Here is a 22,307-nt window from a genome sequence, read left to right on the forward strand (position 1 = left end):
CCGTCTTCGCTGGCAAGCCAGCTCCCACAGTGTTTGGTAGCGAACCACAAACTTGTGAACGGCGTTGATCCTTGTGGGAGCTGGCTTGCCAGCGAAGACGGCAGCACATTCACCAAACAGTTTGAACCTGAACCATCAAGGACCCTAACATGCCCACCCAACCCCTCTACCTAGGCATCGACTGCGGCACCCAGGGCACCAAGGCCATCGTCCTCGACGCCGCCAGCGGCCAGGTCCTGGGCGAAGGCGCCGCCGCGCACACCCTGATCAGCGGTGCCAATGGCCGGCGCGAACAGGACACCGCGCAATGGCTCGAGGCTTTTACGCTGGCCACGCGCCGTGCGCTGATCGCCGCCAACGTCGACGGCCAGGCCATCCTCGGCCTCGGTGTGTCCGGCCAGCAACACGGCCTGGTGCTGCTCGACGACGAAGGCCGGGTGCTACGCCCGGCCAAGCTGTGGTGCGACACCGAAACCACGGCGGAAAACGATCGCCTGCTCCACCACCTGGGCGGTGAAAAGGGCTCGCTGGAGCGCCTCGGCGTGGTCATCGCACCGGGCTACACCGTCTCCAAACTGCTGTGGACCAAAGAGCAACACCCCGAGGTTTTTTCGCGGATCGCCCATGTCCTGCTGCCCCACGATTACCTCAACCACTGGCTGACGGGCCGCCGTTGCAGCGAATACGGCGACGCGTCGGGCACCGGTTATTTCAACGTGCGCACCCGCCAATGGGATGTGCAGCTTCTGCGCGACATCGACCCCAGCGGCCGCTTGCAAGCGGCATTACCGGCGCTGATCGACGCCCATCAGCCGGTCGGCACGCTCCTGCCGGACATCGCTCGACAACTGGGCCTGAACCCGCAGGCGCTGGTGTCCAGCGGGGGCGGCGACAACATGATGGGGGCCATCGGCACCGGCAACATCCAGCCGGGCGCCATCACCATGAGCCTCGGCTCGTCCGGCACCGTTTACGCCTATGCCGATCAGCCACGGGTCAGCCCCGATGCCTCGGTCGCGACCTTCTGCTCCTCCAGCGGCGGCTGGTTGCCGCTGATCTGCACCATGAACCTGACCAACGCCACCGGCGTCATTCGCGAGCTGCTCGACCTCGATGTCGCGCAGTTCAACACGCTGGTTGCGCAGGCGCCCATCGGGGCCGACGGCATCAGCATGCTGCCGTTTCTCAACGGTGAACGCGTCCCTGCCCTGCCCCACGCCACCGGCAGCCTGTCGGGCCTGACCATGACCAACCTGACCCGGGCCAACCTGTGCCGCGCGGTGGTCGAAGGCACCACCTTCGGTTTGCGTTACGGGCTGGACCTGCTGCGTCACAATGGCTTACAAAGCCGCAGCATCCGTTTGATCGGTGGCGGCTCGAAGAGCCCGGTGTGGCGCCAGATCGTCGCCGACATCATGAATACGCCGGTGGTCTGCACCCGACACAGCGAAGCCGCCGCCCTCGGCGCGGCGATCCAGGCGGCGTGGTGCACGTCGCGGGCAAACGGTGGTGAAGAAAGCCTGGCGGATGTGTGCGAGCGTTGCGTGACACTCGACCCGGCCAGCGAAACCCTGCCGATTGCCGCCAACGTGGCGGCTTCTCAGCAGGCCTATGAACGCTATCAACAGCATGTCGCAACCCTTTAAAGAGCGAACAACTATGTATCTGGTGTGTGGCGAAGCACTGTTCGATTTCTTCAGTGAAGATGACGCCAGCGGCCTGGCTTCAAAAGTGAATTTCAAGGCGATTGCCGGTGGCTCGCCGTTCAACGTCGCGGTCGGCCTGCGCCGCCTGGGCGTGGACGCGGCGCTGTTGGCCGGGCTGTCCACTGACTACCTGGGCCGGCGCTTGCGGCAGGTGTTGCAGGAGGAAGGCGTGCGCGCGGACTACCTGGTGGATTTCGCCGCGCCAACCACCCTGGCCATGGTCGCGCTCGGCGTCAACGGGTCGCCGCAATACAGCTTCCGTGGCGAAGGCTGCGCAGACCGGCAGTTGCGCCTCGAGCACCTGCCGGACCTCGGTGCCGAGGTGCGTGGCTTGCACATTGGCTCGTATTCGCTGGTGGTCCAGCCCATTGCCGACACCCTGCTGGCCCTGGTGCAACGCGAAAGCGGCCAGCGCCTGATCAGCCTCGACCCGAACGTGCGGCTCAACCCCGAGCCCGATATCGAGCGCTGGCGTTCACGGGTGGCGACCCTGGTGGAGCTGGCCGACCTGATCAAGGTCAGCGACGAGGATTTGCGCCTGCTGTATCCGCAGCAGGACCCGGCGCAGGTCATCGACGGCTGGTTGCAGCATCGTTGTCAGTTGGTGTTCCTGACCCGGGGCGGCGACGGTGCGACGGTGTTCAGTCGCCGACATGGCACCTGGTCGGTCCCCGCCGCTGCGGTGAAGATCGCCGACACCGTGGGCGCGGGCGACACCTTCCAGGCGGCGCTGATTACCTGGTTGACCGAACAGGGGCTGGATTCGATCGAGGGTGTGCGTTCGCTTGAGCGCGAACACATCGACGGCATGTTGAAATTTGCCGTGCAGGCCGCAGCCTTGACCTGCAGCAAGACCGGGCCGGACCTGCCATATCGGCGGCAGTTGGGTCTTCGCTGAGCCAGAGGGCTCCTTCGCGAGCAGGCTCGCTCCCACATTTTGACCGCGTTGATTCAGGACGAATACGGTCGAAATGTGAGAGCGGGCTTGCTCGCGAAAGCGGCCAGCATCACACCTTCAGCCTTGCAGTCACAACACCGAAAAGTTATAGCTGACGATCAACCGCGTCTCATCCACATCCCGGGCAAACTGCTCGTAGTTGCTCCGGTACGTCGCATTGCGCAGGCGCAGGCTGACGTCCTTGAACGTCCCGCTCTGCACCACGTACTTGAGCTCGGTGTCGCGTTCCCATTCCTTGCCTTCCTGATCGCTGCCCAGCACCTTGATGTGGTCGCCGTTGACGTAGCGGGTCAGGAAACTCAGGCCGTTGAGGCCGACTGCCTTGAAGTCATAGTCATAACGCACCTGCCACGAACGCTCCTGCGCGGCGGCGAAGTCGTTGACCTGCACATAGTTGACCAGGTACGGGTTGGTGCCATCCAGGTACGGCATCGAATTGTCGCCGTTCATGCGCTGCCAACCGGCGCTGAAAGTGTGCCCGCTGAGGGCATAGGCGAGCATGCCGCTGAGCGCGCGGTTATCGATGGACCCGGCGCGCTCGGCACCGCTGTCGGCACTCTTGAGCAGGCGCACATCGGCCTTGAGCACGCCGTCACCCAACGGCTGGCTGGCCAGCAGGCCGACAAAGTGCTGACGGTAAATGTCCTCCAGTTCCGCGTAGTGATACTGGGCCGTCAGGCGTTCGTTGATCTTGTAGTCAACGCCATACATGTCGAAATGATCGGCGGTGATGTTGCACGCATAGCGCTTGTTCTTGCAGTGCACGCGGATGTCCTGGGCATCGGTGGAATCCCGCGCGGTGTACTGGTCCAGCCGCGCGGCCATGAACGTCAGGTTCTTGATCTCCTTCGAGGTCAATTGCGCACCGTTGAACATCGTCGGCAGCAGCCGGCCATCGTTGTACTTGAGCAGCGGAACATCCGGCAGCAACGCGCCGTACTTCAGCACACTCTCGGACACCCGCACCTTGGCGGTCAGGCCGAGCTTGGCGTACTGGTCCACCGAACCGCGCGGATCGTGCCCCGTGGATGGCAGCAACCCGCTGTTGCTGCTGTCGGCACTGGAGTCGAGCTTGATCCCGAGCATGCCCAATGCATCGATACCGAAACCCACCGTGCCTTCGGTGTAACCCGATTGCAGGTTGAGAATGAAGCCCTGCGCCGACTCTTCACGCTTGGACGCGCCCTGCTCCGTGGACGTGTGCCCATCGCGAAAATCACGGTTGAAATACACCGTGCGCGATTCGACTTTCGCCGTGGTGTCCTCGATAAACCCGCTGGCTCGCGCCTGGACGGAAAAACCGGCGCACAGGGCCAGGGCGCCAAGGCCGAATGCCTGGCGCGCGGTGATCAATTGAAAGGGGGGACGCATGAAAAAGCTCCAACAGTGCAGCGTTTGCGCAAGGCGCAACAAGCCAAAAAAAGCGTCATCCCGGACAGAAACTGGCAAGGATGAGAAGGACACGCGGGGTGTAGGGCAATGATGGCAGAGGGCTTTTATGCGCTACAGACGACTTTAGTCGGAACGCCGGGCGGGTTGAATCCAGCGCCGGGGTGACGCTGGATCGGGGTGTGTCGACGAAGGTTCAGACAGGCGCCTTCCAGCTCAGCAGGCGCTGCTGCGCCACCTTGAGCAGGTCGCAGCCATCCTGAGTCAACAGGTACAGCGCATGGGTCAGGTGCGGGATGTCTTCGACGCCACCGTCCCTGAAGGAATGGATGTGCAGGGTTTCCAGTAACTCGCTGGAGGCGCGGATGCGTTGCAGGGCGGCTTCGAGGATGTCTTGAGGGTCGGCCTGGGTGTCAATGACCAAGGGTGATGAATCGGTGACGCTGGTTTGGACGGGACGATAACGATGAGGGAAAGCGTTTAGTGTAGGCATATTTATTTACCTGAGATGTCGCTGATTAATCTCCAACACCTTGACCAAAGGGTGGGAGGCGGACTGTGTACAGGTTTGGTCAACCGATCTCAAGCAACTCGGCTCGCCCGAAGGCGTCCGGCACACAGCCGCCATAACGACACAGACGTAGAACCGCGTCTGCGGCGCGATGATGCCACATTGCTTGATTAATCAGGTGACCAAACCTGTTCGCTGATTTTGCAGCGAGCCCAAACCTTAATCATCACGCCCCATCGGCGATAGCAGACAAAGGCAACCCTCTTCGTAGGACGAAGCCGAGGCTGGCGAAGAATCCGATTTCAGCGAATTGCCTGACAAAAGCCCCCTACACGACAGGCGGCATTCAGCCGGTTTAACCATCGCTTAACGCTGCGGTCCAACACTTCACTGGACCGCACGCCCTCAGGTCCCCCCTGACGCCCAGTGCGGCTGGCTCGACGCCTTGGCATCGAGTTGACTCGCCTCTGCACTGGAGAACACCCATGAACATCCGCACATTGCTGATAACCACCGCCCTCGCCTGCAGCGCCTTCGCCGGGCTGGCCCAGGCCAACGACACCCAGGCGGTGCCTTATGAATACGGCATGCCGCTGCACGTGGCCAAGGTGGTTTCGCTCAGCGAACCCGAAACCGTGGAATGCAAAGTGGTGACAGCGGACATGAAGTACATCGATGCGGCGGGCAAGCCTGCAGAGATCACGTACCGCAAACTGTCGCAAGCCTGCAGTCAACAAAACTGACGGTTTGATGGGAACGACAACGGGTCTGGCGTGTGCCAGACCCCGCAGGTACGACCGCGCGTTACAACGCCTGGCGATCGGGGTGCAGCGGTTGCATCTCGGCACGCTGTTGCATGTCCGTACGCAGCCCGGCAATCAGGTTGTTGATTTCCCGAGAACTGGTGAGCGACTTGGCATCGATGCCGGTGGCCAACAGGTCCACTTGATCGGTCTGACCGTCGGCGAACACTTTCACGGACATCAACAGATCGGGCGACAGCGAGCATTGGCAACGTTTGGGCAGGAAGCTGCTTTCAATGATATTGCGAAGTTCCAAGGCAGACAGAAACATGACGACCCTCTCCTGAGTGTGCGACAGCCAGCTAATAATTGGGTACTGACTCTGTAAAACCCGGCCAGTTTTTACAGACAGGTACAGCATAAAACATGCCCTGAATTTCGCCGTGCAGCTCATCGGTAAATCAAGGGGTTAGCCAACTCATCCGTTATTGAGCCCATGCAATTTGCAATAACGCCGGTTTTTACGCCTGCAAATTGCAACGCGCAGAGTCCAATGTGCAGCGAGCCCGCTCGCGATGAACGCAGGATCTCCGTGGTTATCGTTGGCGACCATCGCCCGCAAGCCGGTCTGGTTCCCATGGGAAATTCCGGATCGCGATTACACGGCCTGCAGCGCCGCGCGCTCGGCCACATGCCGCAAGCTGTCGAAATTGATGTTGGCGCCGGAATCGATGGCGATCAGGGTCTTGCCCTTGGCGCCCGTCTGCGCCACGTATTTCTTGATTCCGGCCACCGCCAGCGCGCCGGAAGGCTCGGTGATCGAGCGGGTATCGTCGTAGATGTTCTTGATCGCGGAGCACAGTTCGTCATTGCTGACGGTCAGGACCTCATCGACGCAGAAGCGGCAGATTTCAAAACCATAGGCGCCGATCTGCGCGACGGCGACACCGTCGGCGAATGTGCCGACGCTGGGCAGGATGGTCCTTTCGCCCACCGCCATCGCCGCTTGCAGGCACGCGGAATGCTCCGACTCGACGCCGATGATGCGCACCTCCGGCCGCAGGTACTTGACGTAGGCGGCGATGCCCGCGATCAAGCCGCCACCGCCCACCGGAACAAAGATCGCATCCAGTTCCCCTGGGTGCTGGCGCAGGATTTCCATGGCCACGGTGCCTTGCCCGGCAATCACGTCCGGGTCGTCGAACGGCGAGACGAAGGTACGACCGCTGCGCTCGGCCAGTTCCAGGGCGTGGGCCAGTGCAAAGGGGAAGCTGTCGCCGTGCAACACCGCCTCGGCACCCCGACTGCGAACCCCGAGCACCTTGAGTTCCGGGCTCGTCGAGGGCATGACGATGGTTGCACCAATTCCCAGCTCCCGTGCCGCCAACGCCACCCCCTGGGCATGATTGCCGGCGGACGCGGTGATCACGCCACGGGCCTTCTGCTCATCACTGAGTTGCACCAGCTTGTTGTAGGCGCCACGGATCTTGAAGGAAAAGGTCGGCTGCAAATCCTCGCGCTTGAGCAACACCCGGTTGCCCAGCGCTTCGGACAACGCCGGTGCAGCCTGCAACGGCGTGCGCACCGCCAGCTCGTACACCGGTGCGGCGAGGATCTTTTTGACGTAATGCTCAAGCAAGGTCTGCTGGGCGGGCGAGTGGTTCATGGTCGTCTCCTGACGCTGATCAAAACCCCGGAGACAGAAAGTGAAAACCCGCCTCTAGGGCGGGTTGGGTGCTGCAGTCGTGAGCTAGCCCGCCAAATGAGGAATGGCGGTAATAATGCTTGGCTGGCAGCGCAGTACGGTGAAAGTCATGGCTGGAAATTAGCCGGGCGCGCCGGGCAAGTCAATGATCAATTGAAGATCGCCTTCGCGAGCAAGCCCGCTCCCATAGGAGATTGGCATGCAGATCACTTCGCCAGCCTCCGCAGCCCCAGCACCATCACTCCGGCGCCTGCCATCATCGCGCTGAGGAACAACGGGTACGACACCCACCACGGCGTGCCGGCGGTCATCATGCTGAATTCGGACATGCCGCCGATGCTCGCGATCAGGTTCAGCGGCAGGAACACCACGTTGATCAGTGTCAGTTTGCGCAGCAGGTTGTTCATGCTGTTGTTCATCAGGTTGCCACGGGCCTCGATCAACCCGGAGAACACCGTGGAATAGATTTCCGCCTGTTTGTAACACTGGTTGTTTTCGATGATCAGGTCGTCGATCAGGCTGATGGCCTCGGCGCTGAAGCGCTGTTTTTCCGCGTGGTTGCGCAAACGGGTCAGGACCGCGCCGTTGCTGTGGATCGCATTGATGTAATAGATCAGGCTCTCGCTGAGATTGAACATCTGGATCAGGTGCTGGTTCTGCATCGAGCGGTTGAATTTCTGCTGCAACTCCCGCGCGACCAGTTTGATCACCTTGAGGTGGCCGAGGTAGTGATGGATATTGTTGAACAGCAGGTCCAGCAGCACATCCAGTGGCGTATTCAGACGTTGCCGGGTGCCGAGACCGTGCAGCGGCGAATCGTCGGTGGCGATCACCAACAGACGCTGGGCGCAGAACAGCAGGCCGCAGGACGACACTTCAAAGGCCAGGCTATCTGCACCGGAATAGTTTTCCGGGCGCTTCCAGATCAGAAACAGATTGTCGGGATGAAACTCGATACGCGACACCTCGTCCGGGTCCAGGGCCGAGGCCAACGCGTGTTCATCGAGCTTGAAATGGCTGTGCAGCAGGTCACGCTCGGCGGCATCGGGGTTGCTGAACAGCATGACTTCAGCGTCCAGCCGCTCGACCGCCTGCAACACCCCATTGTTCAGTTGAAAGCTCTTGATCATCGGCCGCTTACCAGGCCTGGCCGCGACGCTTGAGTTCCAGCCGACGCACGAACTCCTCAAGCACCAGCGAGTACAAGTCGTCCTGCAAATAGGCGTCCTCGATGCCAGCGTCCATGTTCGGGTTGTCGTTGACTTCGATCACCACCACCTTGTCGCCGGACTGTTTGAGGTCCACGCCATAGAGGCCGTCGCCGATGAGATTCGCGGTCTTCACCGCCAGCTCCACCACGGCCCGCGGCGCTTCGTGGACCGCCAGGGTGCGGCATTCGCCGTTGATGTCCTGGCCCTTGGCCTTGTGGTTGTAGATTTGCCAATGGCCCTTGGACATGAAGTACTGACAGGCGAAGATCGGTTTGCGATTGAGCACGCCGATCCGCCAGTCGTATTCGGTGTAGAAAAACTCCTGAGCCAGCAACAGCACCGAGTGTTCGAACAATTCGGCGGTCGCCTCTAGCAGGGCTTGCTGGCTTTCGACCTTGATCACTCCCCGGGAGAAACAGCCGTCGGGGATCTTCAACACCAATGGGAAACCCAGGCGCTCGCCCACGCGTTCAAAGTCCTGCGGTCGTTCCTTGTAGAGGATTTCGGTGGCCGGCATGCCCAACTGATGACTCTTGAGCAGGTCGGTGAGGTAGACCTTGTTGGTGCAGCGCAGGATCGAGGTCGGATCATCCATCACCACCAGCCCTTCGCTCTCGGCTTTCTTGGCAAATCGGTAGGTGTGGTTGTCGACACTGGTCGTCTCGCGGATCAGCAGACCGTCGTATTCGGCGATGCGCGCATAGTCCTTGCGCTCGATCAGCTCGACATCAATGCCCAGTGTCTTGCCGACACGAACAAAATTGTCCAACGCTGCGGGGTTGGAAGGCGGCAGTGCTTCCTGCGGGTCGTGCAGGATCGCCAGGTCGTAACGGGCCACCCGTCGTGAACGCGGCAGGCGCCAGATCTTGCGACTGAAACTGTCGAGCGAGTGGGCGAACTGATCTTCCTGATCTTCCCTCAACTTATGCAGGGCGCCTGACTTTATGCCCTCGATGTGCCAACCGTTAGTTCGACGAAACTCAACCAGCAATATCGGACAGGCGAACACTTCAAATAACTGCCGCGCCAGATCCTGTAGCGGTTCTATATGGGTCTGGCCAAAGTAAAGCGTCAGGGTAAAGCCTTCGGTATCACTGTAAAGATGATGACTGAGGGCCTTTTCCAGGGTTTTGTCCAGGTCGTCCAGGGCGAGGCCGTACAACGACTTGCGGGTCAATTCACTGATGGTACGCACCGACGGAATGACCTTGTGCCCTCGCGCTTCGGCCAGCAGCGAGCAGTAATAGCCGTGCCCCAGGTACTTGTAGCTGCGGCACAGGTTGATGACCTGAACCCGCTTGCCCTGCTCGTTACCGCGTGTTTGCTCAAGGTATTCCTGTGCGCTGACGATGTCTTCGCTGGGAAAATAGGACGCCCAATCTTCCTTGCGTTCGACGATGATTATCAACTGACTGGAAGTTCTGGAACCCGTATTTAAATAAGTTGCCGCCGGCAAACTTTGCTCGGATACTTCGCGCCAATGACCCTGTACCGCTGACATAGAGATTGATCCGTTGGAGAACAAGACCTTTTCTATTAAGCACGAACTTTTTCGAAAGTCCCGTTTCGTTACGCAACTTTTACGGCGGTCATATGAATACTGTCTTTCGCCTGGCGGTAGTTGAGGATTTACCTGAACTGCTGGCCCTTGAACAGCAATGCTTCACCACGGACCGGCTCACCAGTCGCAGCTTTCAGTGGATGATCAACCGCGCCCATGGGCAGCTCTGGGTGGCTGACCGGAACGGGCAATTGCTGGGTTACGCCGTGGTGCTGTTTCATCGCGGCACATCGCTGGCCCGCCTGTACTCGCTGGCCATCGCCGAACAGGCCCGCGGCAGCGGGTTGGGCAAACAGTTGCTCGCACGCATCGAAGCCTGCGCCCTGGCCCATGACTGCGCGTACCTGCGACTGGAGGTGCGCATCGACAACCCGGCGGCGATTGCCCTGTATGAACGCAACGGGTATCGACGCTTCGCCCTGATCCACGACTACTACCAGGACCACGCCGACGCGCTGCGCCTGGAGAAGCGCATCCTCGAGCACCGCGATTCGCGCAACATCAAGGTGCCCTGGTACGGGCAGACCACCGATTTCACCTGTGGCCCGGCATGCCTGTTGATGGCCATGGGCGCATTGCAGGCTGCCCGCGTGCTGGAGCGACGAGAAGAGCTGCAGATCTGGCGCGAGGCAACTACCGTGTTCATGACCTCGGGCCATGGCGGGTGCAGCCCTCAGGGCCTGGCGCTTGCAGCCGCGCGGCGTGGGTTCCGGGTGCAGTTGCAAGTCAGCATGGCCGGGCCGTTGTTTCTCGACGGTGTGCGCGACGCGCATAAAAAAGACGTCATGCGCCTGGTGCACGATGAGTTCATGGCCCAGTTGAACGTGACACCTGTCGAACAGTTGATCGGCGTCCCGCTGGACCTGCCACGCCTGCTCGCCGATGGCGGCCAGCCGCTGGTGCTGATCAGCAGCTATCGGCTGACCCGCTCGAAATCGCCCCACTGGGTGGTCGTTACCGATTGCGACGAAGAATTCGTCTACCTGCACGACCCCGATGTGGATCATAGCCAGCATCGTCAGCCGATGGATTGCCAGCATTTGCCGGTCAGCCAGGCCGAGTTCCAGAAAATGTGCAGCTTCGGACGCGGCAAATTGCGGGCGGCGGTGGTGCTCTACCGCCCTGAGAACGATTGACCGCAACCCTGTCGCCACAGGCCTGCCCGCGGCGACAGGGCTCGGGTCGGGGCGATTACTTCAGACCGACCTTGTACAACACGCCGTCACTCTCATCGGTCAGCACGTACAGGTAGCCATCCGGTCCCTGCCGCACATCGCGAATGCGCTGGTTCAGCTCTCCCATCAGGCGCTCTTCGTGAACCACGCGGTCGCCGTCGAACTGCAGGCGAATCAGTTCCTGCGTCGCCAGTGCACCGATAAAGACGTTGTGCTGCCAGGGCTTGAAGCGGTCTGCATCGTAGAACGCCATGCCGCTCAAACCGGGGGATTTTTCCCAGACGTGGTGCGGCGCAAGGGTGCCTTCGGCTTTCTTGCCCTTGGCCTCGGGGATCGGTTGCCCGGAATAGTTGATGCCATGGGTCGCCAGCGGCCAGCCGTAATTCTTGCCGCGTTCAATGATGTTGAGCTCGTCACCGCCCTGAGGGCCGTGCTCGTTTTCCCAGAGCACGCCGGTCCACGGATTGAGCGCCATGCCCTGCGGGTTGCGCTGGCCATAGGACCAGATTTCCGGGCGCACGCCGGACTGGCCGACGAAGGGGTTGTCGTCCGGCACTTTGCCGTCAGGGTAAATCCGCACGATCTTGCCCTGCAGTTTGTCCAGGTCCTGGGCGGTCGGCCGGTCGTTGTTTTCACCGAGCGAGATAAACAGGTAGCCATCGCGGTCGAACACCAGCCGCGAGCCGAAGTGATTGCCGGTCGACAGTTTCGGCTCCTGGCGGAAGATCACCTTGAAATTGCGCAGGGCGGTCAAGTCTTCCGACAGTTGCCCGCGACCGACCGCCGTGCCGGCCTTGCCCCCTTCTCCCCCGCCTTCGGCGTAGGACAGGTACACGGTGCGATCCTCCTGGAAGTCGGGCGACAGCACCACGTCCAGCAATCCGCCCTGACTTCTGGCCCAGACCTGCGGCACACCGCTGATCGGCGCCGACAGCTTGCCCTCGGTGCTGACCACGCGCAGGTTGCCGGACTTCTCGGTGATCAGCATGCCCTTCTGATCCGGCAGAAACGCCAGGGCCCAGGGATGGTCCAGACCCTTGACCACCGGGGTGACTTCGAGGATGCCCTGCTCGCTTTTCAGTTCCTGAGCGGGTGCGGCGAACGCTGGCACGACGGCGCCAATCAAAGCGCTGGCACAGAAAGTGGCCAGGAGGGTTTTACGCAACATGCACGATTCCTTATGTCGTTTGGACAGCTGACTGCCGGGGCGTACCACCGCTTAACGGGTGTTCGCATCGCGGGACGGAGGGTTGGGGATGAACTTGGGTGGGCTGGCAGGCGCCGTCCGATCCTGGGGATAGCGGTTGCCAATGCCACCATTGTCCAGCGTCGGTGGCCTTGGCACCGGCACGGTATTGGGTCCGCGAATCGCCGGAGCGCTGGGCTGCGTGCCTTGCATGCTGTTGGGATTGGCCCGGCGAATCGGGCTGTTGTAAGGATTGCTGGCGGCACCGGTCGGGCTTTGCGCCAGCAGCAAGGGGTTGGCGGGCGACGGGGTTTCAGCCAGAGCGAGATGGCTCAGCACGCCACTCAATGCCATCGTAAAAATGCCTAGCGCCAATCGTTTCATAGGCTGCCTCTCCAGGTGATAGAGCCTTCGATTGCACGCTACGCCCAGGGTTCGGATTTGTTAATCAAAACCGCTCCGCCAAGATGTAACACGAAGTTGAGCCCACGGCCGGAGCGGGCTGCACGCCGCTGAAACTTTTGCGTCGCAAGGCAGGTCACCTGATCATCACTCGCGAGTAGACGACCATGGCACGGGCAATCTGGAAAGGCGCAATCAGTTTCGGGCTGGTGCATATCCCTGTGGCGCTGGTCTCGGCGACGTCTTCCCAAGGGGTGGATTTCGACTGGCTCGACAGCCGCAGCATGGACCCGGTGGGCTACAAGCGGGTCAACAAGGTGACCGGAAAGGAAGTGACCAAGGAGCACATCGTTAAAGGCGTGCAGTACGAGAAGGGTCGCTACGTGGTGCTCAGCGAAGAGGAAATCAAATCAGCGCATCCGCTGTCGACGCAGACCATCGACATTTTTTCCTTCGTCGACAGTGAACAGATCCCGCTGCAGAACATCGACACACCCTACTACCTCGCGCCGGATAAACGCGGCGGCAAGGTGTACGCGCTGTTGCGTGAAACCCTGACCAAGACCAACAAGGTCGCCCTCGCCCATGTGGTCCTGCATACCCGTCAGCACCTGGCCGCGCTGATGCCACTGGAGTCGGCGATGGTCCTGGTGATGCTGCGCTGGCCGGCGGAAGTGCGCAGCCTCGACACGCTCGAACTGGGCAGCGAGGTGACCAAGCCGACGCTGGCCAAGGGTGAACTGGACATGGCCAAGCGTCTGGTGCAGGACATGAGCGGTGACTGGAGCCCCGAGGACTACCGCGACAGCTTCGAAGACAAGATCATGGCGCTGGTCGAGAAGAAGGCCCATGAAGGCAAGATCGAGGACGTGGAAACGGCGACCGGCGAGGAAGAGCGCAAGACGGCGGACGTGATCGACTTGACCGAGTTGCTCAAACGCAGCCTGGGGGGCAAGGCGGCGGGCAAAGCGGCGGCGAAACCAAAAGCCGCGGCCAAGCCGGCCGCGAAAAAAACCAGCAAACGGTCAAGCGGTTGAAGGCTGCTGCTTTTCTGTAGGAGCGAGCTTGCTCCTACAGCAGTAGACCATGCCCCCTGTGGGAGCGAGCCTGCTCGCGATAGCGCATTCAGCCACAACGCACAATCAGATCAGTACAAACACCGCTAGCAAGCCAGCAAAAATCGCCCACTTCTCCAGGTAATACAGCTTGCGGTTTCGTTTCTTCAACGCCTTGCCGCGCAGGCGGACCTTGTAGATCCGGGCGAACAGGCGATTGAGGGCACCGGTGCGGTCCCCCACATCGTTGGGCGCACCGGCGGCCGACATCACGTTGCGGCTGAACCAGCTGTTGAATGCCGCCGCCCAGCGGTACTTCATCGGCCGCTCGATGTCGCAGAACAGGATGATACGGTTCTGGTCGGTGGTGTTTTCCGCGTAATGAATGAAGGTTTCGTCGAACATCACCGCTTCGCCATCGCGCCAGTGATAGCTCTCGCCATCGACGTTGATGTAGCAACCCGCGTCGTTCGGCGTCTCCAGGCCCAGGTGATAACGGTACGAACCGGCATACGGATCGCGATGACGCACCAGTTTGGAACCGGGCGGCAACTCGGCAAACATCGCAGCCTTGATCGAACCGATGCCCTGCACCAGTTCAGTGGTGCGCGGGCAGAGCTTCATCGCCGAAGGATGGCTGTCGCCGTACCACTTGAGGTAGAAACGCTTCCAGCCGGTCTTGAAGAACGAGTTGAAGCCGACATCGTCGTACTGGTTCGACCGCTTGATCTCCCCGGCCCGCAGCAGGTTCTGGCCCTCGGCGCGGATTTCTTCCCAATGCGCCTGCAACGGACTCAGGTCCGGAAAATCGGCCGGATCGAGGTACGGCTGGTTGGGCTTTTTCGAGAACAGATAAAGGAAACAGTTGATCGGCGCCAGGAACGACGAGTGATCACTCAGCTGTCGGCCCAATTTGTGACGCACGCGACCACGCAGGTGGACGTAGGCAATGGAGACAACATAAATAGCGGCAATGATGAGTTTCACGGAATCGTCACACGTCAAAAGTGAACAAAATGCGTCCGCGCCTGTCGGCATCAGTCGAAGACGGCATTTTAGCCACTATTTGTAACCAATAGTTAACCTGCAAATGCGAAAAACGCTCCGCTGATAGCGCCAACGCATCGGCGGGCCTCAATGCCCTATCGTTTAAAGAGCCAGACCAGTACAATCGCCGCCAAACTTTACGCGCCCCTTGGTTGATGACGGGAATGTCCCCCGCTTCAGCGCAATTCGACTCGGGCCAAGCGCGGTACTGCCGCACCCTGGCCACTCTGAATGCTTCGCAGGAAAAACCTTTGATCTCTACAGCTAACATCACCATGCAGTTCGGCGCCAAGCCGCTTTTCGAAAACGTTTCGGTCAAGTTCAACGGTGGCAACCGTTATGGCTTGATCGGCGCCAACGGTTGCGGCAAGTCGACCTTCATGAAGATTCTCGGCGGCGACCTCGAGCCATCCGGCGGCCAGGTCATGCTCGAGCCGAACGTGCGTCTGGGTAAATTGCGCCAGGACCAGTTCGCCTACGAAGAATTCACCGTGATCGACACCGTGATCATGGGTCACGAAGAGCTGTGGAAGGTCAAGGCCGAGCGCGATCGCATCTACTCGCTGCCGGAAATGAGCGAAGCGGACGGCATGGCCGTGGCCGAGCTGGAAACCGAGTTCGCCGAAATGGACGGGTACACCGCCGAATCCCGCGCCGGTGAACTGCTGCTGGGCCTGGGCATTCCCCTGGAACAGCATTTCGGCCCGATGACCGAAGTCGCGCCAGGCTGGAAACTGCGGGTGTTGCTGGCCCAGGCACTGTTTTCCGATCCGGAAGTGCTGTTGCTCGACGAACCGACCAACCACCTGGACATCAACACCATTCGCTGGCTGGAAACCATTCTCACGGCGCGTAACAGCACCATGATTATCATTTCCCACGACCGTCACTTCCTCAACAGCGTCTGCACCCACATGGCCGACCTGGACTACGGCGAATTGCGCCTGTTCCCGGGCAACTACGACGAGTACATGACCGCGGCGACCCAGTCCCGCGAGCAACTGCTGTCGGACAACGCCAAGAAAAAAGCCCAGATTGCCGAGCTGCAGACCTTCGTCAGCCGCTTCTCGGCCAACGCCTCGAAAGCCAAGCAGGCCACTTCCCGCGCCAAGCAGATCGACAAGATCCAGCTGGCCGAGGTCAAGCCATCGAGCCGCGTCAGCCCGTTCATCCGTTTCGAACAGACCAAGAAACTGCACCGCCAGGCCGTGACCATCGAGCAGATGTCCAAGGGCTTCGACGGCAAGACCCTGTTCAAGAACTTCAGCTTCACCGTCGAAGCCGGCGAGCGCGTGGCGATCATCGGCCCGAACGGTATCGGCAAGACCACCCTGCTGCGCACCCTGATGGGTGAGCTGACTCCGGATGCCGGCACCGTCAAGTGGACCGAAAGCGCGGAGCTGGGCTATTACGCCCAGGACCACGCCCACGACTTCGAAGACGATGTCAGCCTGTTCGACTGGATGGGCCAGTGGACTCAGGGCGAGCAGGTGATTCGTGGCACCCTGGGCCGGATGCTGTTCTCCAACGACGAGATCCTCAAGTCGGTCAAGGTGATCTCCGGTGGCGAGCAGGGTCGCATGCTGTTCGGCAAGCTGATCCTGCAAAAGCCCAACGTCCTGGTGATGGACGAACCGACCAACCACCTGGACATGGAATCCATCGAGGCGCTGAACCTGGCGCTGGAAAACTACCCGGGCACGCTGATCTTCGTCAGCCACGACCGTGAGTTCGTATCGTCTCTGGCCACCCGCATCATCGAGTTGAGCCCCAACGGCGTGACCGACTTCAGCGGCACCTATGACGACTACCTGCGCAGCCAGGGTGTGGTGTTCTAAAAGCCGCGACGAGGTTTTTGCCGCGCGCCGCCAATCGAAAGCCCTGTCCGTTGTGACGGGGCTTTTTGCATTTCATGACCGGTGCCAACGCCCTTCGCGGGCAACCCTACCCCACAGGTGTCCGCGCCTTGTGTGTGGGAGCGAACCTGATCGCGAGGGGAATCAACGAAAACGCGGACGGCTTGAATGAACCCATTGTCAGTGCGCTTTTCGCGAGCAGGCTCGCTCCCACAGACGTTCCCGCCACAGGAGGCGGGGTGAGCCCCCCCCCGACCGCAGAAATATAGTTAGCCTGCTTTCATTTATTGCACACCCGCGCCATGATGCAGGTCTCCCACCGCCGCCCGCGAACGAGCCCCCATGTCTGCGCAGCAACTGCCACCGCAAAGCTCCATGGCGATCACCCTGCAGATCGTCTCCATCGTTTTCTATACCTTCATCGCCTTCCTCTGCATCGGCCTGCCGATTGCGGTGTTGCCGGGTTATGTCCATGAGCAATTGGGTTTCAGCGCGGTCGTGGCGGGGTTGACCATCGGTTCGCAGTACCTGGCCACCCTGCTCAGCCGCCCGATGGCCGGGCGCATGTCAGACAGCGTCGGGACCAAGCGGGCGATTGTCTACGGGTTGAGCGGGATCGTCCTCAGCGGCGTCCTGACGTTGCTGTCCACGTTGTTGCAGAGTTTTCCGCTGACCAGCCTGTTGATCCTGATTGCCGGCCGCCTGCTGCTGGGGATCGCCCAGGGGCTGATCGGTGTCGGCACCATCAGTTGGTGCATGGGCCAGGTGGGCGCCGAGCACACGGCGCGGTCGATTTCATGGAACGGCATCGCGTCCTACGGCGCCATCGCCATTGGCGCACCGCTGGGTGTGGTGATGGTGGCTGAATATGGCTTTGCCAGCCTCGGCATCGCGTTGTCGTTGCTCGCCGCGCTGGCGCTGCTGCTGATCCGCAACAAACCCTCGGTGCCGGTGGTTCGCGGCGAGCGCCTGCCGTTCTGGGCGGTGTTCGGGCGCATTGCACCATTTGGCGCGAGCCTGAGCCTGGCGTCGATCGGCTACGGCACCTTGACCACCTTTATTACCCTGTATTACGTCAGCCGCGGCTGGACCGGGGCCGCCTACTGCCTGACGGTATTCGGGATCTGCTTCATCCTGGCGCGCCTGCTGTTCATTTCCAGCATCAGCCGCTTCGGCGGGTTCACCTCGGCCATTGCCTGCATGAGCATTGAAACCGCGGGCCTTGTGCTGCTGTGGCTGGCCCCTTCTACGGGCTACGCATTGTTCGGCGCGGCCCTGGCCGGGTTCGGCCTGTCGCTGGTCTACCCGGCGCTGGGCGTGGAGGCGATCAAGCAAGTGCCCAATTCCAGCCGTGGCGCCGGGCTGAGTGCCTACGCCGTGTTCTTCGACCTGGCGCTGGCGATCGCCGGGCCACTGATGGGCGCGGTGGCGTTGAACCTGGGGTATTCGTGGATTTTCTTCAGTGCGGCGATGTTGTCGGTGACCGGGCTGGCCCTGACCCTGTTGCTCAAGCGTCGCGCGATGGCATAGCAATGCGGCACCTCGCAGGCTTGTTGATGCAGAGGTTGGCTGACAGGACGCCTTCGCGAGCAAGCCCGCTCCCACAGGGTGTCTGATTACTGATCGGCCGTCTGCATGCCTGCGCGGGTCGGCTTGCCCAGGGTCCGGGAGAAGAACCGCCCGGCCTCCGAGATCATGTTGCGGTGGATGTCTTCCCGATCGACGCCATCAGCATCGGTGCACAACGCCGGCATGGCGGCGATCTGTTCTTCGTTGCAGGGTGCCATGAAGACAAAATGCCCTGCCCCGGCCAGCAACTTGAAGTCAGGCGCGGTCGGCAGTTTGCGCGCCAGCGCCGCCGCGTTTTTGTCGAACGCCACCAGCTTGTCGCCGTCACCGCTGTACAGCAGCACCGGCACATGCACATCGGCCAGGGTATGACGGCCGAACTTCAGGCTCAGCGGCGCCATCAGCAACAGCGCATGCACCCGGGGGTCCGCGACCGGTTGCAGGTCATCGCGATCGACAATCAACTCACCCTGGGTATTGCACGCGTCGTGATCGTCCGGACGCTCCTGGCAATAGCGGCGCAGGCGATCCAGGTCCGGCGTCGCCCCGGACAGGATCAACGCCGTCTCCCCGCCCGCCGAATAGCCGATCACCCCGACCTGATCGGCGTTGACGAATGGCGCGAGCATGCGGTCGCCCAAGGTGGCGGTAATGGCTTCGGAAATCTGGATCGGGCGACCGTACAGGTTGCTCATGGTGCCGAGGCGGCTGTGGTCCCTGGAGTTGTCGCCGGGATGAATCACCGCCACCACCACGAACCCTTTGCGTGCCAGCGAGGTGGCCAGGTCATGCAGGGCCAGCGGGGTGCCGGTATTGCCGTGGGACAGCATCAGCATCGGGAACCGCCCGATGGCGACTCGGGTGTCCTCCCCCGCCTCCACGGTGTAGCCCTCGAGTTTGCTGACGTGCTCGCGGTCGCTGGAAGGATAGAAGGCGATGGCGCGCATCGGTTGCAGGTCCAGCGGATCGAGAAAGCTCAGCTCGTGGAAGCCGACGCTCCAGTGAGGGTGCGGCGCAGGCGCGGCGTGCACTGAATTCAGGCTGCTGAGCAGGCAAATCAGTAACGTTGCACAAAGACGCACCATGGGATGCCCCACCTCTGTTACGTGTCCGGAAAGCCCGTTCTCCTGCATAACCATGAGGAAGCGACCTTGTACCGCGATTGCGGCCACCTTGCAGAACGGGACGTTAACCCTCGACTGCATAACCTGGGCTACAATACGAAGTATTCAGAAACAAAAAACTCCGTACCTGATACTTGCGCAATCAGAATACAGAGTTTTTTGAGGTGTTGCCCGAGCGGATTTACATCTTTACGCAGGCCTTACGCAGCCGCGAACAGTTGCTCGCTGATCTGCGTGTGGGCGTCGCTCATCGCTTTGTTGCGCACTTCGTCACCGTAGGCCAGGCCGTGGGCGCGGACGAATTCGATGTCGGTAATGCCGAGGAAACCGAACATCACCTTCAAGTATTCTTCATGGGCAACGCCGGTGGCCTGACCGGCATGCAGGCCGCCGGACGTCGACACGATCACCACCTTCTTGTTACCGCACAGGCCTTCAGGGCCGGCTTCGGTGTAGCGGAAAGTCTGGCCGGCGACGGCAATGCGGTCGATCCAGGCCTTGAGCTGGGTCGGGATGGTGAAGTTGTACATCGGTGCGGCAATCACCACGGCATCAGCGGCGAGGAATTCAGCCAGGGTCGAGGCGCTCAGCTCGGCTTCGTGCTGTTGGGCGGCATCGCGCAGCTCGGCGGTGGTGCCGGCGGCGACCAGGGTAGTGGCCGAGAAGTGGCTGATGGCGTCGCTGGCCAGGTCGCGGTAGGTCACCACGGCGCTCGGATCGGCGGCTTGCCAGGCTTTGACGACTTCGCCGCTGAGCAGGCGGGAAGCCGAGTTGTCGCCAAGAATGCTCGAATCGATATGCAGCAGTTTCATGTGGAGTCTCCAGTTGAGGACCGCTACTGGGCGATCTGATGGAGAGGATCCTACAAGCGAAACCAATAGCTGATTAGACGGCAACAATGCGATAGTTTGTCTCACTGATAGAACAATCGAGCGATCAAATGCAGGACCTCAACGATCTCTTCTACTTTGCCAAGGTGGTCGAAGCCGGCGGTTTCGCGGCAGCGGGCCGCCTGCTGGGCATTCCCAAATCGCGGCTGTCGCGACGCATTGCCGAGCTGGAAGAACGCCTGGGCGCGCGCTTGTTGCAGCGCACCACACGCCAACTGAAGCTGACCGCCGTGGGCGAACGCTACCTGCGTCATTGCCAGGCAATGCTGCTGGAAGCCGAAATGGCCGACGAGGCGGTGGCCAGCATGTCCAGCGAACCCCGAGGACGCTTGCGGGTCTCGAGTCCCGTCGGCCTGGCCCATGAAATGCTGCCTTCGGTGATCAGCCGGTTTCTCGACAAATACCCGCAGGTTCAGTTGGAAGTGATGCTGGTCAACCGACGAGTCGACCTGGTGACCGAAGGCGTCGATGTCGCTCTGCGGGTTCGCGAACCCGGCGACGAGGACCCGTTGCTGGTCACCCGACGCCTGCGTCAGGCACAGATGCTGCTGGTGGCCAGCGCGAACTTCCTCCAGGGCCGACAAGTCAATCATCCCGAAGACCTCAAGAGCTTGCCGGTGCTCGGTGCTCTCGAGGCCGATCGCATGGTGCACATCCGCCTGCTCGATCAACAGGGTAAAAGCCAGGAGCTCTCGCTTGAGGCGCGACTGGGCATCGACGATTTTATCGTGCGCAAGGCCTGCACGCTGGCGGGCCAGGGCTTCACCCTGCTGCCGATGATGTACTGCGAGGAGGAACTGCAAAGCGGCGCGCTGGTGCAGTTGTTACCCGACTGGTCGCTGCCCGGTGGCTGGTTGCAGGCGGTGTACCCTCATCGACGCGGGGTGATGCCCGCCGTTCGCGCCTGGCTCGACCATTTGATCGAATCGTTCAATGCCTGCGGAGACCGATTGATATGAAGGCTGGACGCATGAGCGAAGAAGACGTCGCGCAATTCTGCCTGGCTCTGCCGGGCGCGCGGGAAGACTACAAATGGGGCGGCGTGCGGGTGTTTTCGATCGCCGGAAACAAGATGTTCGCCCTGCAGAATCTGCGGGGCGAATCCCTGGCCTTCAAGGTAGACAAGGACCTGTTCCTCGGGCATTGCGATCGCCCTGGTATTCATCCCGCGCCTTATCTGGCGCGGGCACAGTGGGTGATCATGCAGACGCCCTACCCGCTCGGTGCCCAGGAGTTGCAAGCCCTGTTGCAGCGCTCCCACCAACTGGTGGTGAGCAAATTGCCCAAGCGCACCCAGGTCGGGTTGTTGCTTTAGAACTGACGCAGGTCGAGGCGCCCTTGCGTGTGCAGAAGGGACAAGGCGTTAAGGATCAGCACGGTATAGTTGTCGGCATTATGAGTATCGTTGGCTGACAGACTGGCCATTGAATAGACGTCGAATTCACTCACACCCTTCATGCCGGCAAACACATAAGCGGTGTCATTGGTGTAACGCAGCAAGTGCGTGAGTTCATGCAGCACCAGATACATGAAAAACTCATGGGTAAAACCTTTGACCCTAGGTGTGTAAGTTTCATTAACCCTCAGGCCCGCAGAATGAATCAACAAACATGACTCTACCCCCATGAACATCGGAAACGCGAGAGCAAATGGCGCCTCCAAACCTTTGACGAACGGGTCAAGTACTGGAAAATAGAGCTGTTTATAAGTCTTGGCATCCGTACGAATGACTTCACAGACCAGTGCCGGGTTCCTGATCGCCGCACAAATGAGTTCCAGCTGCTCGCGCAAGTAGACCCTGTCGGTGAACAATGCATCGATGGCTTTGTTCAACGCCTGGTCATAAAGGGACGTCAGATCAGCGCCGGGCTGAAGTGCCCGCAGAATCGACTCGATACCTGTCGGAACAGCGACATTGAAAAATTCATTGGTTTTTGCCACAAGGTCACGATCGAGGATCAGTCCCGGTGTGACCGCGCACTTCACCTGTTCAAATTGATCAATATATTGCTGCATACGGCGCTCAACCGACTTCAGGGAGTCAAGTAGAACGTGATCGGAGAAACCACTCAAATCTTCGCCTCTAACGACCAGAGAGCGCTTCCTGATATAAGCTAATTTTTCCGCAGGTGCATAAGCCATGAATGTCGCCAACTTGCTCATGGCACTTTCAGTGGTGATCGTTTTAAATTTCATTGCCAGGCTCCAGACCGTTAGTT

General features: G+C 60.7%; 20 protein-coding genes and 1 pseudogene. 9 read left to right on the forward strand and 12 right to left on the reverse strand.

Annotated elements, in window-relative coordinates; all coding sequences use genetic code 11:
- Positions 1 to 149 precede the first annotated feature (149 nt).
- Both xylB and ACM6IM_RS08140 read left to right on the forward strand, forming a co-directional pair.
- Complete coding sequence (gene xylB, locus ACM6IM_RS08135; protein ID WP_414864769.1) at positions 150 to 1,646, forward strand: xylulokinase; 1,497 nt, start codon at positions 150 to 152, stop codon at positions 1,644 to 1,646.
- A gap of 13 nt (positions 1,647 to 1,659) precedes the next feature.
- Positions 1,660 to 2,604 (forward strand): carbohydrate kinase family protein, encoded by a 945-nt coding sequence (locus ACM6IM_RS08140; protein WP_414864770.1) that lies wholly within the window; start codon positions 1,660 to 1,662, stop codon positions 2,602 to 2,604.
- A 129-nt stretch (positions 2,605 to 2,733) separates the two neighbouring features.
- On the opposite strand, the gene ACM6IM_RS08145 is transcribed toward ACM6IM_RS08140, so the two are convergent.
- A complete protein-coding gene (locus tag ACM6IM_RS08145) occupies positions 2,734 to 4,035 on the reverse strand; it encodes an OprD family porin (protein ID WP_414864771.1) in 1,302 nt (433 codons plus the stop codon).
- Between the two features lie 214 nt (positions 4,036 to 4,249).
- Entirely contained in the window at positions 4,250 to 4,546 is a 297-nt protein-coding gene (locus tag ACM6IM_RS08150; protein ID WP_414864772.1) for a hypothetical protein, read from the reverse strand.
- Between the two features lie 503 nt (positions 4,547 to 5,049).
- Between ACM6IM_RS08150 and ACM6IM_RS08155 the strand changes: the two genes are divergently transcribed.
- The gene (locus ACM6IM_RS08155; RefSeq protein WP_201188646.1) at positions 5,050 to 5,307 is read left to right on the forward strand and encodes a DUF2790 domain-containing protein; all 258 of its coding nucleotides are present in this window, start codon (positions 5,050 to 5,052) and stop codon (positions 5,305 to 5,307) included.
- 61 nt (positions 5,308 to 5,368) lie between these two features.
- Here ACM6IM_RS08155 and ACM6IM_RS08160 read toward each other — a convergent pair whose 3' ends face one another.
- From ACM6IM_RS08160 to ACM6IM_RS08175, 4 genes and pseudogenes are all read right to left on the reverse strand, one after another.
- A complete protein-coding gene (locus tag ACM6IM_RS08160) occupies positions 5,369 to 5,638 on the reverse strand; it encodes a DUF1652 domain-containing protein (protein ID WP_192308617.1) in 270 nt (89 codons plus the stop codon).
- 339 nt (positions 5,639 to 5,977) lie between these two features.
- Positions 5,978 to 6,973 (reverse strand): annotated as a pseudogene (ilvA, locus tag ACM6IM_RS08165) (threonine ammonia-lyase, biosynthetic); the annotation flags it as partial.
- 245 nt (positions 6,974 to 7,218) lie between these two features.
- A complete protein-coding gene (locus ACM6IM_RS08170) occupies positions 7,219 to 8,142 on the reverse strand; it encodes a magnesium transporter CorA family protein (protein WP_192308615.1) in 924 nt (307 codons plus the stop codon).
- A gap of 7 nt (positions 8,143 to 8,149) precedes the next feature.
- Complete coding sequence (locus ACM6IM_RS08175; protein WP_414864773.1) at positions 8,150 to 9,724, reverse strand: RimK family protein; 1,575 nt, start codon at positions 9,722 to 9,724, stop codon at positions 8,150 to 8,152.
- Between the two features lie 92 nt (positions 9,725 to 9,816).
- Here ACM6IM_RS08175 and ACM6IM_RS08180 point away from each other — a divergent pair, with 92 nt between their 5' ends.
- A complete protein-coding gene (locus tag ACM6IM_RS08180; RefSeq protein WP_414864774.1) occupies positions 9,817 to 10,920 on the forward strand; it encodes a GNAT family N-acetyltransferase/peptidase C39 family protein in 1,104 nt (367 codons plus the stop codon).
- Between the two features lie 55 nt (positions 10,921 to 10,975).
- Here the strand turns inward: ACM6IM_RS08180 and ACM6IM_RS08185 are convergent, their stop codons facing one another.
- Positions 10,976 to 12,127 (reverse strand): PQQ-dependent sugar dehydrogenase, encoded by a 1,152-nt coding sequence (locus tag ACM6IM_RS08185; RefSeq protein WP_414864775.1) that lies wholly within the window; start codon positions 12,125 to 12,127, stop codon positions 10,976 to 10,978.
- A 51-nt stretch (positions 12,128 to 12,178) separates the two neighbouring features.
- Positions 12,179 to 12,529, reverse strand: a complete 351-nt coding sequence (locus ACM6IM_RS08190; protein ID WP_192308612.1) for a hypothetical protein — start codon at positions 12,527 to 12,529, stop codon at positions 12,179 to 12,181.
- 185 nt (positions 12,530 to 12,714) lie between these two features.
- Here ACM6IM_RS08190 and ACM6IM_RS08195 point away from each other — a divergent pair, with 185 nt between their 5' ends.
- A complete protein-coding gene (locus ACM6IM_RS08195; protein ID WP_414864776.1) occupies positions 12,715 to 13,584 on the forward strand; it encodes a Ku protein in 870 nt (289 codons plus the stop codon).
- Between the two features lie 105 nt (positions 13,585 to 13,689).
- Here the strand turns inward: ACM6IM_RS08195 and lpxO are convergent, their stop codons facing one another.
- Complete coding sequence (gene lpxO, locus ACM6IM_RS08200; protein ID WP_201188660.1) at positions 13,690 to 14,589, reverse strand: lipid A hydroxylase LpxO; 900 nt, start codon at positions 14,587 to 14,589, stop codon at positions 13,690 to 13,692.
- 311 nt (positions 14,590 to 14,900) lie between these two features.
- Here lpxO and ACM6IM_RS08205 point away from each other — a divergent pair, with 311 nt between their 5' ends.
- Together ACM6IM_RS08205 and ACM6IM_RS08210 are read left to right on the forward strand one after the other, a co-directional pair.
- Positions 14,901 to 16,487 (forward strand): ABC-F family ATPase, encoded by a 1,587-nt coding sequence (locus tag ACM6IM_RS08205; protein WP_192308605.1) that lies wholly within the window; start codon positions 14,901 to 14,903, stop codon positions 16,485 to 16,487.
- A 360-nt stretch (positions 16,488 to 16,847) separates the two neighbouring features.
- The gene (locus tag ACM6IM_RS08210) at positions 16,848 to 18,035 is read left to right on the forward strand and encodes an MFS transporter (protein ID WP_201188662.1); all 1,188 of its coding nucleotides are present in this window, start codon (positions 16,848 to 16,850) and stop codon (positions 18,033 to 18,035) included.
- An 86-nt stretch (positions 18,036 to 18,121) separates the two neighbouring features.
- On the opposite strand, the gene ACM6IM_RS08215 is transcribed toward ACM6IM_RS08210, so the two are convergent.
- Positions 18,122 to 19,159, reverse strand: a complete 1,038-nt coding sequence (locus tag ACM6IM_RS08215) for an alpha/beta hydrolase family protein (RefSeq protein ID WP_414864777.1) — start codon at positions 19,157 to 19,159, stop codon at positions 18,122 to 18,124.
- 239 nt (positions 19,160 to 19,398) lie between these two features.
- The gene (locus ACM6IM_RS08220) at positions 19,399 to 20,010 is read right to left on the reverse strand and encodes an FMN-dependent NADH-azoreductase (protein WP_192308599.1); all 612 of its coding nucleotides are present in this window, start codon (positions 20,008 to 20,010) and stop codon (positions 19,399 to 19,401) included.
- 128 nt (positions 20,011 to 20,138) lie between these two features.
- Here ACM6IM_RS08220 and ACM6IM_RS08225 point away from each other — a divergent pair, with 128 nt between their 5' ends.
- The gene (locus ACM6IM_RS08225; RefSeq protein ID WP_414864778.1) at positions 20,139 to 21,047 is read left to right on the forward strand and encodes a LysR substrate-binding domain-containing protein; all 909 of its coding nucleotides are present in this window, start codon (positions 20,139 to 20,141) and stop codon (positions 21,045 to 21,047) included.
- Positions 21,044 to 21,403, forward strand: coding sequence for an MmcQ/YjbR family DNA-binding protein (locus ACM6IM_RS08230; RefSeq protein WP_192308595.1), 360 nt, complete (start codon positions 21,044 to 21,046; stop codon positions 21,401 to 21,403). The genes ACM6IM_RS08225 and ACM6IM_RS08230 overlap by 4 nt, the downstream gene beginning before the upstream one ends.
- Here the strand turns inward: ACM6IM_RS08230 and ACM6IM_RS08235 are convergent.
- Positions 21,400 to 22,284: a hypothetical protein gene (locus ACM6IM_RS08235; protein WP_414864779.1), complete on the reverse strand. Its 885-nt coding sequence runs from the start codon at positions 22,282 to 22,284 to the stop codon at positions 21,400 to 21,402. The genes ACM6IM_RS08230 and ACM6IM_RS08235 overlap by 4 nt on opposite strands.
- Positions 22,285 to 22,307: the final 23 nt, after the last annotated feature.

It is taken from the genome of Pseudomonas sp. IT-P12, assembly GCF_949767465.1.
In the GTDB taxonomy this organism is placed as follows: Bacteria; Pseudomonadota; Gammaproteobacteria; order Pseudomonadales; family Pseudomonadaceae; genus Aquipseudomonas.